Origin of the sequence: Acinetobacter sp. AR2-3 (assembly GCF_001878775.1) — a bacterium.
Classification (GTDB): domain Bacteria; phylum Pseudomonadota; class Gammaproteobacteria; order Pseudomonadales; family Moraxellaceae; genus Acinetobacter; species Acinetobacter lwoffii_D.
This window is the reverse complement of the sequence record NZ_MJIQ01000052.1, coordinates 24223-38501: the sequence shown is the minus strand read 5'-3', so window position 1 is coordinate 38501 and position 14279 is coordinate 24223. Positions and strand designations below refer to the sequence as shown.

Here is a 14279-nt window from a genome sequence, read left to right as displayed (position 1 = left end):
AACTCCTGCTGTGCTCAGTGCTGTAAATTCAGCTGTTATTCATCAAAACTCAGACGTACATTGGCCGTGGTTGGACGTGCCTGACAACTGAGCACATAGCCTTTCTGGATTTCATCTTCTTCCAGACTGTAATTCACCGCCATTTCAACCTGGCCCTCTAACACCTTACATTTACAGGTGGCACAAACACCGCCCTTACAGGCATAAGGCAGATCGGCTCCGGCACGTAGCGCAGCATCTAAAATACTGTCATCCTGTTTGGAGACTTCAACAATCAGCTCGCGACCATCGAGGATGATATTGACGCGTTCTTCGCTGCGGCTTTCAATCTGCTGGGCGGTTGCTTTCGGTGCAGTACCCGTATTGAAGCGTTCAGTGTGAATCTTGCTGCGTTGAATGCCCCAAGTCGGTAATACCGTTTCGACCGCCGCCATCATTTCTTCAGGACCACAGGCAAAACAGTGATCTGTGTCGGCTGAAATCAGATTGGCCTGAAACAGCTGCTGCAATTTATCCGCATTGATACGACCGTTAAAGATTTCGCTGTCATTCAGTTCACGTGAAAAAATATTTACCAGTTGCAGACGTTCCTTAAAACGGTCTTTCAAGTCCATGATCTGTTCAGAAAACATGGTCTGTTTCCAGGAACGGTTGCCATATACCAAGGTAAATGTGGCTTCTGCTTGACGGTTTAGCACCGATTTTACAATCGATAAAATTGGCGTAATGCCACTGCCTGCTGCAAACCCTAGATAATTCTGGCCACCGGCCTTGGCTGCTTTCTGAAAGAACACCCCTTGCGGTGGCATGACTTCCAGTACATCGCCCGCTTTGAGATGCGCATTGGCCCAGGTCGAGAACTGACCTTGATCAATTTTTTTAATCGCAATACTCATGTCTTCCTGAGTATCACTACAAATCGAATAGCAACGGCGCAGCTCGCCGTCATCGGTTAAATGACGAATGGTCAGGTGTTGACCCGGCTGATATTGGAAAGCATCCAACTGCTCAGGCGCGAGATCAAAGGCAATGCAGATCGCCTGCTCGGTTTGTGGCTGAATCGATTTAATGGTTAATGGTATAAATTGGCTCATGGCAAAATCCTTCTTTTAGGTGACGGTGTTCAGGCTTGTTATTGGTTTACCCTGCCCACCGCGCAATCGTTACAATTAAATACATTTGAAATAGTCAAAAGTTTCTAAGCAGTCCCGACATTGATATAAAGCTTTACAGGCGGTCGAACCGAATTCACTTAATAGTTTGCTGTTGTTACTTAAGCACTGTGGACAGGTGATGCCATCGCTCAATGCCACATGCGTACCACAACTATGCGCTTGACCTTGCGGCGGGGCGATCCCATATTGCTGTAATTTGTGTTTGCCCGATTCACTCATCCAGTCCGTGGTCCAAGCCTCAGACAGATCTACAATGACTTTGACCGGCGTCAAACCGTTCGCCTCAAAAGCCTGGGTAATTTCTGCTTTTAATACATCCGTGGCCGGACAGCCGCTATAGGTCGGCGTGAGTCGCACCACAATTTCATCCTGCTGATTCAGCTCGACGCCACGAATCATGCCCAGATCAATCACTGACAATACCGGAATCTCTGGATCAGAAACCTGCTGCAAAACGTCCCAACATTGATCTTCTACGTGTCGAATCAGATTCATGCGACTCACTCCCTGTGATTGTGCCGAATTACCAGTTCATGTTTGGATATGAGCGCTGCATGTATTGCAGTTCAGCCAAAACAAAACCGAGATGTTCTGTATGTAAACCCTGTTTAGCTCCACTCCGATAAGCACCCAGCTCTGGCAGACTTAATTCAAATCGGGCTAACTCTGCTGTAACTGTTTCCAGCCACTGGGCTTTCAAGTGTTCAATCTCTGGAATAACACCGCTATCGACCAACTGTCTTTCATCAGCCGTCAAGACAAAAAGTTCCTCGGTAAAACGCCATAACTGGTTTAGACCTTGCTGGATTTTTTCATGCGCTTCTGCGGTACCTAAACTTAGGCGTTCCATCCAGGTGGTGGAAAAACGCTGGTGATATTTCACTTCCTTGAGCGATTTCACTGCAAAAGCAGCTAGTTCAGCATGCTGACTGTGACTTAAGGCGCTAAACAATAAAGCGTGGTAGTGATCCATCAACCACTGGCGCACCAAAGTCTGGGCAAAATCACCATTCGGCTGTTCACACAGCAGCAAATTACGGTATTCACGTTCGGTGCGGAAATATGCCAGTTTGTCTTCATCACGGCCCTGTCCTTCCACTTCACCGGCCAGACTGAGGGCAGTACGTGCCTGACCCAATAAATCCAGTCCGATATTGGCCAAGGCAATATCCAGTTCCAGTTCAGGGGCATGGCCACACCATTCTGCCAAACGATGCGACAACACCAGTTGACTGTCGCCCACATGTAAAAGAAATTCTGCCAATACTTGATTTGTCATAATCTTCACCTTTCCCTTTACATGTGCTCGATGCCAGCTGGAATGTTATAAAAGGTTGGATGGCGATAGACCTTGTCCAAAGCCGGTTCAAAAAATTCTGCTTTTTCATCTGGCTGGGAAGAGGTAATCAATTCAGATTTCACCACCCAGATACTGATCCCTTCATTGCGGCGGGTATACACATCGCGGGCATTTTGTAGTGCGACCTCCTCATCTGGCGCACGCAGGCTGCCAACATGACGGTGACTCAGACCCTGTTTACTACGCACAAACACTTCATAAAGTGACCAGTTGTTTTTGTTATTCATGAGCAAATTTCCCTATATTGATCAAAATGTTTTAAGCAACTTTTTGTGCTGCTGACTGTTGCTGCTGTTTTTGCGCATAGACTGCTGCTGAATCACGTACCCACTTACCGCCTTCCCAGGCTTTTCGGCGTGCTTCGATACGCTCATGGTTACAAGGTCCCTTGCCTGCAAGAATCGCAAAGAACTCATCCCAATTGATTTCACCAAATTCGTAATGTCCGGTAGCTTCATTGAATTTGAGGTCTGGATCTGGAACGGTTAAACCTAGCTGTAAGACTTGCGACACGGTGTTATCGACAAATTTCTGACGTAGCTCATCGTTGCTGAATAATTTAATTTTCCACTGCATACTTTGTGCACTGTTCGGTGAATTATCGTCACTTGGACCAAACATCATCAGTGCCGGCCACCAGAAACGGTTCACTGCATCCTGTGCCATCTGCTTTTGTTCCGGCGTACCATTGGCCAATTCCATCATGGCTTCAAAGCCCTGACGCTGATGGAAACTTTCTTCTTTACACACACGCACCATAGCGCGGGCATAAGGACCATAAGACGTACGGCACAGCGCAACCTGATTGACAATTGCCGCACCATCCACCAGCCAGCCAATCGCGGCAACATCGGCCCAGCTCAGGGTTGGATAGTTAAAAATTGAAGAATATTTCATGCGACCGGCAATCAGTTTATCCATCATGTCGTCACGATCCGCACCCAAGGTTTCTGCAGCGCTGTACAGATACAAAGCATGACCGGCTTCATCCTGGACTTTTGCCATCAGCACGGCTTTACGTTTCAAGGTCGGTGCACGGGTAATCCAGTTGCCTTCCGGTAACATGCCCACCACTTCAGAGTGCGCGTGCTGACCGATCTGACGAATCAAAGTCTTACGATAAGCATCTGGCATCCAGTCCTTCGGCTCTATGGAAATATCCTTTTCAATCTTTTGATCAAAGATTTGTTGTTGATTATTCATTTGATTATTCATTGTTCCCTCACTTATCCCAAGTGTTGATATATTCAAATTAAAACGATACGTAATTAAAATCAATATATATTTATTTGTATCATTTAATTTTTACCCCTTATTTTTTATAAATATATGTTTTATATCATTTAATATTTTTTATTTTATTATTACTCATTTTTAAATACAGATTTATGATTGACATTTTCAATTTTTCAACACAAATTATGAAACATCAAAATTAAAAATACTTCTCAAAACGTATCACAAATGGAGTTTTTACAATGTTAGAGTTAGACAGCAGCTCAAGCACAATGGATTATCAAGATACTGAATCAATTAATAATCCCATTACTATCAAAAGCTTAGCTTCACTGGTGTACGGCCATGAATACACAGCGCAAGCCGATTTACGTACGGTTTATCATGCCATTAGTGGTGAAGCGGTTTATCAGGTCGGCAGTCAGGGCATCAATACCCAAGCCGTGGTGAAGTATGCCAAACAAAAAGGCGCGACTATTGCCACATGGACGTTTCATCAACGTGCCAATGCACTGAAGCAAGTGGCACAGTATTTGATGGAGCGCAAAGAAGACTTTTATGAGCTTGCCAAGGCGACCGGCTGTACCCGTAAAGATGCCTGGATTGATATTGAAGGCGGGATTGGAACCTTATATGCCTATTCAAGTTTGGTACGTCGTGAATTGAGTGATGAAACCGCATGGGTTGAAGATGCCTGGATTCCTCTTTCTAAGCAAGGTAGCTTTGGCGCGAAGCATATTCTGACGCCTAAAGCCGGTGTCGCCGTTCATATCAATGCCTTTAACTTTCCGATCTGGGGCATGCTGGAGAAAATCGCACCGACACTGCTGGCAGGCGTACCCTGTATTGTCAAACCGGCGACCGAAGGTGCCGAGCTGACCCATGCCGTGGTCAAAGCCATTCATGAAAGCGGTTTCTTGCCAGAAGGTTCACTGCAGCTCATTTGTGGACAGATCTATGATTTATTTGATCATTTAAATCCTCAAGATACGGTCACTTTTACCGGTTCTGCTTCAACCGGGCAAAAACTCCGTTCGCATCCACATTTAAATGCCTACTCGATTCCATTTACCATGGAAGCAGACTCGGTCAACAGTGCGATTTTGACCGAGCAGGCCAATGATGAAACGATTGATTTATTTGTCCGTGAAGTTTTCCGTGAAATGACCTCTAAAGCCGGACAAAAATGTACCGCAATTCGTCGTGCGTTCATTCCGGCTGAACTTTTGGACACCGTACAGAGTCGCCTAATTGAAAAACTGAAAAAAGTGGTTGTCGGTGATCCGGCTCAGGAAGGCGTGACAATGGGTGCTTTGGCCAGCGTCAAACAGAAACATGATGTCGCGGCAAAAGTTGAACAGCTCAGCCAGGATGCAGAAATTGTGTTCGGTAGTCACTTGCGTCAGGACTTTAAGATTCAAGTACAAAATACTGAGAAGTCCGCATGTTATCCACCAACAGTCTTGGTCTGCAAAGCACCGGCTCAGGCAGAAAATATTCATAAAATTGAAGCATTTGGACCTGTAGTCACTTTAATACCATATACTGACCTGGCTCAGCTGGCTGACCTGGTGGCACGTGGCGAAGGTAGTCTGGTAGCATCCATCGTACGCAATACCGATGAAAATATTGAACAACTGCTCAGCAAAATTGCGCCATGGCATGGCCGTGTCCATATTCTGGATGCTGAAAGTGCCAAAGAAAGTACCGGACATGGCTCGCCACTACCTTTGCTGGTGCATGGCGGACCGGGACGTGCCGGTGGCGGTGAGGAGCTCGGTGGCTTACGTGCAGTGAAACATTATATGCAACGGACTGCAATTCAAGGTTCCCCGAATGCCATGACCCAAGTCGGTCATAGCTGGACGGCTGGTGCTCAGGTCTTTGAAGACCGTGTGCATCCATTCAAAAAATCATTTGATGAATTGCGTATCGGTGAGCGTTTACTGACTGCACGACGTAGCGTGACCGAAGCCGATCTGGTGAATTTCGGCTGCCTGAGCGGTGATCACTTTTATGCGCATATGGACAAAATTGCTGCGGCAGAATCACTGTTTGGTGAGCGCGTGGCCCATGGTTACTTTGTGGTATCTGCCGCGGCCGGTTTATTCGTCGAGGCTGCTCCAGGCCCGGTCATTGCCAACTATGGCATGGACAACTTGCGCTTTGTAGAGCCGGTGAAAATTGGCGATACCATTCAGGTAGAACTGACCTGTAAGCAGAAAACTCCAAAAGCACTGCGCGATCCGGCACAGAAACCACATGGTGTGGTGGTCTGGGATATTAAAGTCAAAAATCAGCGCAATGAACTGGTCGCAACCTATGATATTTTGACCCTGGTTGAGCGCGGCTAAACATTTAAACTCAAAAAAGGAATCATTATGATTCCTTTTTTTTTGATTCAAATATTATTTGTATCTATTCTTAAAAAACAGATTGACGTCAATCCAATTAAACTTTAGATTGATCAAACACGATACAAAATAAAAATGATATATAAATTAAAAGTATCAAATAAATATCTCAAACGATCAGCACAGGATGTTGCATGATGAATGATAAATCGCTAGACATAGACATGGTTGAAAGGACGATTCAACCGCCCAATCAAAGTTTTGAGCCTACACCGACAGAAACGGCCGTGCCGCTGTCTGAACAGATTGAACCACCACCGGAAAGCAGCACCTATCAATGGTATGTGGTGGTCATTTGTATGGTGGCTTACATTCTGTCATTTGTAGACCGTCAAATTTTATCCTTAATGATTGAACCGATTAAAGCCGATTTAATGCTAAGCGATACCCAGTTCAGCCTGTTACAGGGTCTAGCCTTCTCCTTGTTTTATGCCATTATGGGTCTGCCCATTGCCGCGCTGGCGGATCAAAAGTCCCGGATTAAAATTATTGCGACCGGGATTGCATTCTGGAGCCTCGCTACAGCGGCCTGTGGTCTCAGTAAAAACTTTATTCAAATGTTTATTGCACGTTTGAGTGTGGGTGCCGGTGAAGCTGCGCTTTCCCCTGCCTTTTATTCAATCGTTGCCGATTTATTTCCCAAAGATAAATTAGGCCGTGCACTCGGGGTATATGCGATTGGTGCCTTTATTGGTTCGGGTTTAGCTTTCCTGATTGGCGGCTATGTGATTGGCCTGCTAAAAGATGTCAGCTTCGTGGCTTTACCGCTCATTGGTGAAGTAAAAACCTGGCAACTTACCTTTATGATTGTGGGTCTACCAGGCGTATTGCTGGCCCTGCTGATGGTTTTGACGGTGCGTGAGCCTGCACGTAAGGGCATGAAAGTCGGTCAGGATGGTCAGGTCATTAAAGCCTCTTTCAAAAATTCGATCGGTTTTATCAAGACACATAAAAAGACCTTTTTCTGTCATTTTATCGGCTTTTCTTTTTACACCATGATGCTGTATTCGCTGCTGGGCTGGGCACCTGCCTATTACATGCGTAATTTCGGTCTGGATGCGAGTCAAACCGGTTATATCCTTGGGACGATTATTTTAGTGGCAAATACCTCTGGTGCCCTGTTCTGTGGCTGGCTGATCGACTTCTTTTCAAAGCGTGGCTATAGCGATGCTGCAATTCGTACCGGTGCCATTGGCTGTGCGGCGCTGATTATTCCGAGTGTGCTGTTTACTCAGGTCGATAATATGCAGCTTTCATTTGCGCTGATTTTTGTGGCGATGTTCTTCTCCACTTTCCCGATTCCTGCATCCGCTGCTGCTACGCAAATGCTGACACCAAACCAGTTACGAGCCCAGGTCTCTGCCAAGTTTCTGCTAATTTCAAATCTGATTGCCTTAGGCATCGGAACCACCGCAGTGGCGTTGATCACGGATAAATATTTTCAGAACACGATGATGGTTGGTAATTCTATTTCGATCGTCAATGCCATTGCCGGAGTGATTGGCTTCTTCTTGTTGTATAAGGGCTGTCAGTATTATCGTGAGAGTATGAAAGTCGAAAAACTGGCTGACTAAAATAGCTGGATATTAATCAGCCATCTTAAGCTTCACTGTGAAAGGCCTTTAATCCACATTAAAGGCCTTTTTTATATCCATTCCACAAGCTCAATTTTCAAGTTCTCAAATTTCAATTCTCCCTCCAACCTAGACAGGCTGGCTAAAAAAACGTATAACACCGTTTTAAATTTACAGGTGTGCACCGTTGAAACTTGTGCTTGCTCCCATGGAAGGCTTAACCGATCCGATTATGCGTGATGTGCTGACATCCGTAGGTAGCTTTGACTGGTGCGTGACCGAGTTTATCCGTGTCACCGACTCTATCCTGCCCGATCATGTTTATCACAGTTACTGCCCGGAACTGTTAAATGATGGCAAGACGGCGGCGGGTACGCCGGTACATGTGCAGTTTCTGGGAAATAATCCGGAAATGCTGGCAGCAAATGCAGCCAAAGTTGCCGCAATGGGCGCACCGGCGATTGACCTGAATTTTGGTTGTCCTGCGAAAACCGTGAACCGTCATCGCGGCGGTTCCGTTTTACTGGATGAACCCGAAGTGGTGCATGAGTTAGTCAAAGCCGTGCGTGATGCAGTACCGGCGCATATTCCGGTATCTGCGAAAATGCGTCTGGGTTATATGGATCGCAACTTTATGCTGGACAATGCCCATGCTATTGAAGATGCAGGAGCATCTTGGGTGACGGTGCATGCGCGCACCAAAGCCGATGGCTATACCCCGCCTGCATTTTGGGACCAGTTACAACCGATCCGTGAAGCATTGAAAATTAATGTGATTGCCAATGGTGAAATCTGGAACAATGCCGATGCCAAACAGTGCCGTCTGGAATCCGGTTGCGAAGACCTGATGATTGGCCGTGGTGCCGTGACCACACCCGACCTGACCCAATGTATCCGTCAAAACTCGGATGCACCTTTGATGAACTGGAATGAACTGCTGGAACTGCAAATTCGTTTTATCAATGGCCCCGCCAAAACTGAAATTGGCATGGTCGGTCGTTACAAACAATGGCTGGGCATGATGTCGAAACATTATCCTGAAGCCAAAGTATTATGGGATGAAGTAAAACGGATTAAAGTTCTGGCCGAGATTACCGAAAAACTGAAAGCTTCAAATATTTAAAACTAAAAAGCCTTTGAATCATTCAAAGGCTTTTTTATGGGCTCGTAAAAGCTTATGACTGCTTAGGCTGTTTTGAATACCACTTCGAAATAAATCCAATCACAAAGTATGAATAGATTAATTTCTACTAGCAGAACATCCATATTCTAATTTTTCATTTGTTTTAAATTTTTAGATATTAAAGTTCTTTCATAAATCATTTTTTATAATCACTACAAAGGAAATACCCTCTCCTTGTAGGAGAGGGCGAGGGAGAGGTTTTTACCCCCTCATCTCCTTGCTAAGCAGTGCTTCTTATCCCAGAGGGAGAAGGAACTTTTAATATTCATTTTAAAATGAATAGAACGATCATTTTTTGATTTATAAAAGAGATTTATGAATGCGTCCGCTCAATATTTAACAGGATTTCTTTTTTATCCAAACCACCGGCAAATCCTACCAGCTTGCCACTGCGACCAATCACCCGATGACAGGGTGCAATAATCGAAATCGGGTTTTTGCCATTGGCTGCACCCACGGCGCGTACAGCCTTGATATTACCTACCTGTTCAGCAATGTCGCGATAGCTTCGCGTTTGTCCGTAGGGAATATTCAGTAGGGCCTGCCAGACTTTTTTCTGAAAATCAGTACCGGCAAAGTCCAAAGGCAGGTCAAAAACATTGCGCTGACCGGCAAAATATTCCTGGAGCTGACGTCTGGTTTCAATCAAAACCGGATGCTGCGGATCTTCAACCAAGGTCGCCAGTTTCACCCGATTCGGCTGTTCACAGTCCCAAAGCACAGCCACCAGCGAGGTTTCATTCGCGACCAGTTGTAGCTGACCTACGGGAGAATCCATATAGAGATAACTTAAGTTCATGATGGCGCCCTGTCCCAATCACTGATTCATTTTCTATATTAACCCAGTTCACCGAGACAGGCAGAAACAAATTATGAAGAGGATACTTTCATCAGTACCAGACCGGAAATGATGAGTACGGCAGCCAGCATACGCAATGCTGTAGCAGGTTCACCCAGAACCCAAATACCGATGAGAAATGAACCCACTGCACCAATCCCGGTCCAGATCGTATAGGCTGTACCTAGCGGCAAAGTACGCATCGCATAAGCCAGTAAAGCAAAACTGAGTACCATGAAGACAATGGTAATAATACTTGGAGTGAGTCTGGTAAAGCCTTCAGACAGCTTCATCGAATATGCCCAAACGATTTCAAAAATACCCGCAAGAATAAGTACGATCCAGGCCATGCAGCCCTCCTCCTTTTATATAAGAATCAGGCCGTCCTGACGATTTTTCCTGTAAATTCCGATACGTAATTCACAAGGGAGGTCGTTCCTCCTAGGTGTAAAAATTTGATAAAACCGCGTTTCAGCAATCTGGCTATTTTTACAAAACATCACTTATCGAGATACAACTTAACTTTGTCTTACTCAAATCTTCACGACATTCATAGCCACTCTGGTTATGGTAGATGTTGAAAATGTCAACTCAGAAATAGTTCTAATAATCGGGCAATTCATTCACAACAATTACATGAGAATGGACTCAGAATATTAAGTTATACACATCAATTAAATTTAAACTTTGTCTGGAGAAATTACATAATGAAACACAAATATACGACACATTGATCACTTTTTACCCGGTTCCATTATCAACCTATGATGAATAAACAACCACCAAAGACAAGAGTTATAGGCGATAAAAAAGAACCCAATTTGAGTTCTTTTTATACAAATTTTGTCTAAATCGCAATCAATCAGGCTACAAACGATTACATTTTATGCAACATATCCATATGGTTATCAACATAGATATCTACACACTTATCCATAAAGTTATCCACATATTTATGCACTTATGAGTTTTTAACGATTACAGTTGAACCTGCCCTACTCTCGCTAATTCCGTACGCATTTCATCAATCACAGCTTTATAATCCGGCTTGCCAAAAATAGCTGAACCAGCTACAAACATATCGGCACCCGCTTCGGCAATTTCACGAATGTTGCTTGGCGTAACGCCACCATCGACTTCCAGACGAATATCACGACCTGAAGCATCGATCAGTTTGCGTGCCTGACGCAATTTATCCAAAGTCATTGGAATAAATTTCTGTCCGCCAAAGCCCGGGTTCACGCTCATGAGCAGGATTTGATCGACTTTATCCAGCACATAATCCAGGTAATGCAATGGTGTTGCCGGATTAAATACCAGCCCCGCTTTTGCACCACCTGATTTGATCAACTGTAAAGAACGGTCAATATGATCAGAAGCTTCTGGATGAAAAGTAATGATATCAGCACCCGCTTCAAGGAAATCCCCGATCATGCGATCCACCGGCTTAACCATCAAATGCACATCAATGGGCGCCTTGATCCCATAATTTTTCAAGGCCTTACAAACACCTGCACCAAAAGTCAGGTTCGGTACATAATGGTTGTCCATGACATCAAAATGAACAACGTCTGCACCTGCTTCCAACACATTCTCGACTTCTTCACCTAAACGGGCAAAGTCAGCAGATAAAATAGAAGGGGCAATTAAATAAGGCTTGGACATGGGAGAACCTGGCTTGTTGAAATTGGATTTTTCCCATTATATCAAATCCGCTCCGGCTACTGTGATTCGATGTTGCAAGATTAAAACGCTGTGTAACGCTTTGAGGCTTATGCCGGCATCACCGCTTGGTTTAAAGTGCAGGATAATGATGAATAGTGTAGAAAACTGATGAAAAGTATGGCCCATATCCAGACGCAACAAGCTTCACGAATTGCCAAACGCCTGGCCAATCACTGGAAACATAAATTTAATATTGATGAAACCGAACAAAATTTCCTGATTCATTTTCCAAATGCTGAAGTGATATTGGCTCCTGAACAGGATCATCTAACCGTAACGATTCAAAGTACAGATGAATTTACTGACCTGAATAAACTCGAAAATGTGGTTCTGGATCATCTGATCCGTATGGGACAGGAACATCTGACTGCCGACTGGCAAAGATAGAGACTAAAATGCCTTGATGATCAAGGCATAGCAATGATCAGAAACTAAATACGATGATTCGCCTGTTCATTAAAGGCATGAATACGCTCAATTCTTTTATCCAGTTCGGGGTGAGATTCCAGATATTTTTTAAACTTCCCGATCAGGCGAATCCATTTCAGTTCGGTTTCTGTCAGGTGTCGGTCTTTTCCATCGATATTGAGGGTGAAATTTTTCATTTTTAAGGTTTGAGACTCCTCTGCCAGTATTCTGGCATTTTCCACCCGCTGCAAAAAGTTAGACAAGTGAATACTGGAAATCTGCTGTTGATGCCAATGCTGCATGGCATAGTCATCGGCATCCAGTTCAATCGCCTGCGAATATCCGGCATCGGTCAACACGACTACAGAGACTGTGACCACATCATTTAAATCTCCGGTTACCAAGGCAAACAGTCCCGCCACACCCAGATTAGAAATCACTTTTTGCATGCTATGCTTCTGTACCAGATGGCCTTGTTCGTGGGCCAGTACTGCAAGGACTTCTTCATCGGTGCCGCTGATTCTCACCAGTTCATCGGTCACAATAATGGTGTTATTCGGGATGGCTGCGGCATTCATGCCCATGCTTATTCCACCTTGACGGAAAATAATTTTTGCCGGTGGTCCAACGGCAATCTTTTGTTCATACAAAGTTTTTAATCGTGTCTGCTGTTCTGCCGGGAGTGTACTTGGTTGGGTCTGGGCAATTAACTGTTGCTCTGTCCGGTTGCCTACTTCAACCAGAGTCTGCTCCGGAAGGAGTTTTGCCAGCTGTTTGGCGCTATAAGGAATCCCCCATTTTAAAATAACAATCACTGCACTAATCACGATGATCATGGAAAAGAAAATCAGGATCGGTGAACGTTCAAACTTCCAGATCGCATGATAAATATCTTTATGTTTAATCCTGAGCCAATGCGGCGCTTTGCTTAAAAACTCAATCCGACGCTCTTCAGGCAGCTCAATAATCGGTTTACGACCACCGACACCACCAATATAGGCCATGTCCGGATAAGCAAAATAAAAATCTGCATCGCTAACTTGTGCTGGAATATCCTCATCAAGTTTCAGGACAATCCCTTGTTGCTGATCCGGTACAATCCAGGCACGACGAGCTTCAGCGAGAATTCCATCATAAAACTTAACTTCGACAGGTCGTTTCATCACATTTACTCCTATAACGACGCATCGAAATCAAATACGTCCAGGATTTCATCGGCCAAAGCACTCGGGTCAGGTTGCAAGATATGCTCAAGATTAGCTTCATCTTCTGCCACATATAGTTCTAAGTGTTTTAACTGATATTGATATAAACGGATGGCAGCCCAAGGCGTCATTAAGCCCAGACTAAGAACACGCACTATCCAGTTGCTCAGCACAATCCAGCTATAACGCCAGGTAGTTACCCGTGTTTTAAAGTAACTTTGACCAAGCTCCACATGATTCCAGGTAATGAGGTATAAACGTGCAGAAATGACCGGCCAGACCAGCGCCAGACAAAGCAGATAGCTAAGCAGTAAACCTAGGCTAAACAAGTTGGTCCCAATCCGGTCCACCCAGTACACTACTGCTGCAAGCCAGCCAATACCAACCAGCAGGCAAAGACCCAAGGGCAGATAAACGGCAGACATAAACTTGGACCAGTTAATATTCAGCTTGAATTGCAGCTGACCAATCGATAAATGATTAAAGCAATAGCGTTTATAGAGCCAGATCATCACCGGACTAAACAGCAGCAAAGTAAAGATATTGATCAGGATGGCCAGAAATAAGACCCTATAAGCCTCGCGATTGCTGCCATTAAAATAAAAGCGCACATTGCCATATTTGCTATTTCTGGCCTTGAATTTCAGGGTCATCCGAATAAGCCAAGGCAAACACAGCGCAGCAACCATCAATAAAGAACTGGTAGCAAGGATTGAATAGTTGGTCAGTACGACGGTAACCAGATACAGTTCCAGTGCAAACAGACGACCCAGCAGGATCCGGCTCGGCATGGCCACAAAGTCGAAGCGATGGTTTAAAAATTGGGTATTGCCGTAGAAATAACGCATACGGCGTGCCTTGGCCCAAGGGCTGTACAAGGTCAATGTCACTATGGTCAGCATCAGATTCACCATCCAGATACCAAAATATTCGGATGCACTGCCATGAAACCTGAATCCATAACGCTGGTATTTCGGTCTGACCGAAGGCATGGCTTCAGTCGAAAAACTTGAAGCAGCTGGAAATAATGGCTCACTGACATGAATACCGTCTGCTGTCTGCTGCATGACGACCCCAATTTTTTATACCTTTATACACCTGATATTAAAAGAAAAACCCCCAGAATGTAAAAACATTTTGGAGGTTTTTTAATCTTTTTGG

General features: G+C 44.7%; 14 protein-coding genes. 4 read left to right on the top strand and 10 right to left on the bottom strand.

The features are described from left to right. Positions 1-35 precede the first annotated feature (35 nt). The 5 genes from BFN00_RS09955 to paaA all read right to left on the bottom strand — a co-directional run bounded on the left by BFN00_RS09955 (position 36) and on the right by paaA (position 3738). Entirely contained in the window at positions 36-1094 is a 1059-nt protein-coding gene (locus BFN00_RS09955) for a 2Fe-2S iron-sulfur cluster-binding protein (RefSeq protein WP_071851417.1), read from the bottom strand. Between the two features lie 75 nt (positions 1095-1169). Beyond that, positions 1170-1670, bottom strand: a complete 501-nt coding sequence (gene paaD / locus BFN00_RS09950) for a 1,2-phenylacetyl-CoA epoxidase subunit PaaD (protein ID WP_071851415.1) — start codon at positions 1668-1670, stop codon at positions 1170-1172. A gap of 28 nt (positions 1671-1698) precedes the next feature. After that, on the bottom strand, positions 1699-2454 hold the full coding sequence (paaC, locus tag BFN00_RS09945; protein WP_071851413.1) for a 1,2-phenylacetyl-CoA epoxidase subunit PaaC: 756 nt from the start codon (positions 2452-2454) through the stop codon (positions 1699-1701). Between the two features lie 17 nt (positions 2455-2471). Beyond that, a complete protein-coding gene (paaB, locus tag BFN00_RS09940; protein WP_004279183.1) occupies positions 2472-2762 on the bottom strand; it encodes a 1,2-phenylacetyl-CoA epoxidase subunit PaaB in 291 nt (96 codons plus the stop codon). Between the two features lie 31 nt (positions 2763-2793). Next, on the bottom strand, positions 2794-3738 hold the full coding sequence (paaA, locus tag BFN00_RS09935) for a 1,2-phenylacetyl-CoA epoxidase subunit PaaA (protein ID WP_004646055.1): 945 nt from the start codon (positions 3736-3738) through the stop codon (positions 2794-2796). 275 nt (positions 3739-4013) lie between these two features. Here paaA and paaZ point away from each other — a divergent pair, with 275 nt between their 5' ends. The 3 genes from paaZ to BFN00_RS09920 all read left to right on the top strand — a co-directional run bounded on the left by paaZ (position 4014) and on the right by BFN00_RS09920 (position 8882). Further along, entirely contained in the window at positions 4014-6125 is a 2112-nt protein-coding gene (gene paaZ / locus BFN00_RS09930) for a phenylacetic acid degradation bifunctional protein PaaZ (RefSeq protein WP_071851411.1), read from the top strand. Between the two features lie 194 nt (positions 6126-6319). Continuing rightward, entirely contained in the window at positions 6320-7759 is a 1440-nt protein-coding gene (locus tag BFN00_RS09925) for a spinster family MFS transporter (RefSeq protein WP_005172468.1), read from the top strand. A gap of 187 nt (positions 7760-7946) precedes the next feature. Next, the gene (locus BFN00_RS09920; RefSeq protein ID WP_213032102.1) at positions 7947-8882 is read left to right on the top strand and encodes a tRNA dihydrouridine synthase; all 936 of its coding nucleotides are present in this window, start codon (positions 7947-7949) and stop codon (positions 8880-8882) included. Between the two features lie 373 nt (positions 8883-9255). On the opposite strand, the gene BFN00_RS09915 is transcribed toward BFN00_RS09920, so the two are convergent. The 3 genes from BFN00_RS09915 to rpe all read right to left on the bottom strand — a co-directional run bounded on the left by BFN00_RS09915 (position 9256) and on the right by rpe (position 11445). Then, complete coding sequence (locus tag BFN00_RS09915; RefSeq protein ID WP_071851405.1) at positions 9256-9741, bottom strand: methylated-DNA--[protein]-cysteine S-methyltransferase; 486 nt, start codon at positions 9739-9741, stop codon at positions 9256-9258. Between the two features lie 71 nt (positions 9742-9812). Next, complete coding sequence (locus BFN00_RS09910; RefSeq protein WP_004279177.1) at positions 9813-10130, bottom strand: DMT family transporter; 318 nt, start codon at positions 10128-10130, stop codon at positions 9813-9815. A 628-nt stretch (positions 10131-10758) separates the two neighbouring features. Then, entirely contained in the window at positions 10759-11445 is a 687-nt protein-coding gene (gene rpe / locus BFN00_RS09905) for a ribulose-phosphate 3-epimerase (protein WP_005247170.1), read from the bottom strand. 168 nt (positions 11446-11613) lie between these two features. Here rpe and BFN00_RS09900 point away from each other — a divergent pair, with 168 nt between their 5' ends. Then, complete coding sequence (locus tag BFN00_RS09900) at positions 11614-11892, top strand: DUF2218 domain-containing protein (RefSeq protein WP_071851402.1); 279 nt, start codon at positions 11614-11616, stop codon at positions 11890-11892. Between the two features lie 44 nt (positions 11893-11936). Here BFN00_RS09900 and BFN00_RS09895 read toward each other — a convergent pair whose 3' ends face one another. After that, a complete protein-coding gene (locus tag BFN00_RS09895; protein ID WP_071851399.1) occupies positions 11937-13076 on the bottom strand; it encodes a M48 family metallopeptidase in 1140 nt (379 codons plus the stop codon). An 11-nt stretch (positions 13077-13087) separates the two neighbouring features. Then, positions 13088-14185, bottom strand: coding sequence for a YjgN family protein (locus BFN00_RS09890; protein ID WP_071851397.1), 1098 nt, complete (start codon positions 14183-14185; stop codon positions 13088-13090). Positions 14186-14279 lie beyond the last annotated feature (94 nt).